The sequence below is a fragment of the Okeania sp. SIO2B9 genome (genome assembly GCF_010672505.1).
Taxonomy (GTDB): Bacteria; Cyanobacteriota; Cyanobacteriia; order Cyanobacteriales; family Microcoleaceae; genus Okeania; species Okeania hirsuta.
Map to the genome: position 1 here is coordinate 1 of NZ_JAAHGK010001331.1, position 2,040 is coordinate 2,040.

At 36.0% G+C, this 2,040-nt stretch carries 1 protein-coding gene and 1 pseudogene; both read right to left on the minus strand.

Annotated features, from left to right (window positions below; translation table 11 throughout):
* The coding region (locus F6K13_RS30395) for a pyruvate kinase (protein ID WP_287289462.1) at positions 1 to 808 on the minus strand (808 nt) is incomplete at its 3' end.
* A gap of 596 nt (positions 809 to 1,404) precedes the next feature.
* Positions 1,405 to 2,040, minus strand: a pseudogene (locus tag F6K13_RS30400) (glycosyltransferase); the annotation flags it as partial.

The window sequence follows — 2,040 nt, forward strand, 5'->3', positions numbered from 1 at the left end:
ATATTCTTTCCCCTACTTGCACATCTCGGAAAACTTCCGGTACATCACATCCTACTCTTGCAGGTTGATTTTTACTAGATGGTTTACCGAGAATATCACCTTGTTTCACTACCAAAGTATCCCCTTGGGAAAGGGAAAAATGTTTACCTTCAATTTTGCCAGTTCTTAATTTTGGACCTCCTAAGTCAAAAGAGATGCGACAGGATTTCCCTAGCTCCGTTTCCGCTTGGCGCAAATTTTGAATCATTTTTGTCCATACTTCCCGGTTGTCATGGGCGCAGTTAACGCGCATGATATTCATATCTTTGGCTAATAATTTGTGAATTATCTGAGGATCATCAGCAGCTTCACTTGGCATTGTCACCATGATACGAGCATTTCTAAGTTCTGGTTTAGGCCCCAATATCTCCAGAGTATGTTTTGTGAGAATGGCGTTTCCCAATTCGTGGGTTATAGATAATTCGGTTTGTAGTTCTGGTGGGATAGAAAGATTATCTATTCTATGGAGTGCTTCTAAAACTGCATGAAGTGAGGCCATAACATGAGCTTCCATCCGACCGAGGGAACTTAACCCCAAGATACTAAGGTCATATTGTAAATCTCGGATATCATGGCGACGTACTGCTAGATAATGAATCAGGTTTTGGGCACTTTTCCGATTATTAGGATAAATCTTTTCTAGGTTTTCAGCTTCTTGTAGTTCAAGGGCGATCGCTTCTGACCATATTTGTTTTAACGCTTGTAGGGAGCGCTCAATTCTTTCTGTACGAATAGTAGAAGCATCCTGTTGAGGTATTTCTAGTTTCATCTTTTTATATAAAATTCTCTATACCTTCCTTATATCAAAATCTACTTCTGAGATTCTCTCTCCAAAGTTAAGTTTGTTTTAGATTAAGTAGATATATAGCGGTTTTCACCCTACTAAGGTACATCAACGATCCCCCTAAATCCCCCTTAAAAAGGGGGACTTCCGGTTCCCCCCTTGAAAAAGGGGGGTTAGGGGGGATCTGCAGCAGTGTACCTCACTAGCTTAGGAATTGCTATGTATAGTTAATCAACCTAATGACTCAAAATGCCATCCCCATTTCTAGGAATGAACCCTTATCTAATTGAAATTTCGTTAACTGCATCAAACAAATTTTCTGCTTTTTTGTCATCAAGTCCTGACAAACTTAAAAATTTTTAAACTAAAAGACTAAAACTCAAACTTATTTGTCTGAGACAAAAAAGCAGTGGGTAGAAAATTTCTTGGATGATAATTGATATTTTGTTTGCTTCCTTCTGAAAGTGTTACTTAAAACTGAAGCTCAATTTATTTATTTAAAGGTAGTCTTGTCAGCTATTATTTACTCTACAATACTATTCCTAACATTCTTTTTTGAAATTGGTATTACCTAGTCTCCCCTAAAAATTTTCCTCGCTCTCTTCTACAACCTCACAAATCTGCTTATCCACATAATCATCATCTACATTTTTAGTAATTAATTCTGCCAAAATTCCCAAAGATATTAACTGTACAGACAGAATAATACACAAAATTCCAAATAAAAATAAAGGACGAGTACCTATAGGTCGAATCTCCATAAACCAGAGTACAATTAAATAACCCAAAGATGTCATTCCTATAGCACCAAACAATAATCCTAAACTCCCAAACAAATGACCTGGTTTATGTAAATAATGAGTAGTTGCTAAAACAGTTAATAAATCAATAAAGCCACGGGTATAACGTTCTAAACCATATTTAGATTTTCCTTGTTTCCGCCGATGATGTCTGACAGTTACTTCAGTAATTTTAAATCCTAAACTATGAGCTAATACGGGAATATAACGATGTAACTCTCCATAGACTTTTATACAGTCTAATACTTCTTTTTTATAGGCTTTTAAGCCACAGTTAAAATCATGCAATTTGACTCCAGTTAAAATTGATGTAACTCCATTAAATAATTTCGAGGGTAATGTTTTAGAAAGAGGGTCGTTACGATGTTTTCGCCATCCAGAAACTAAATCATATCCTGACTCTAATTTTTCCAAAAA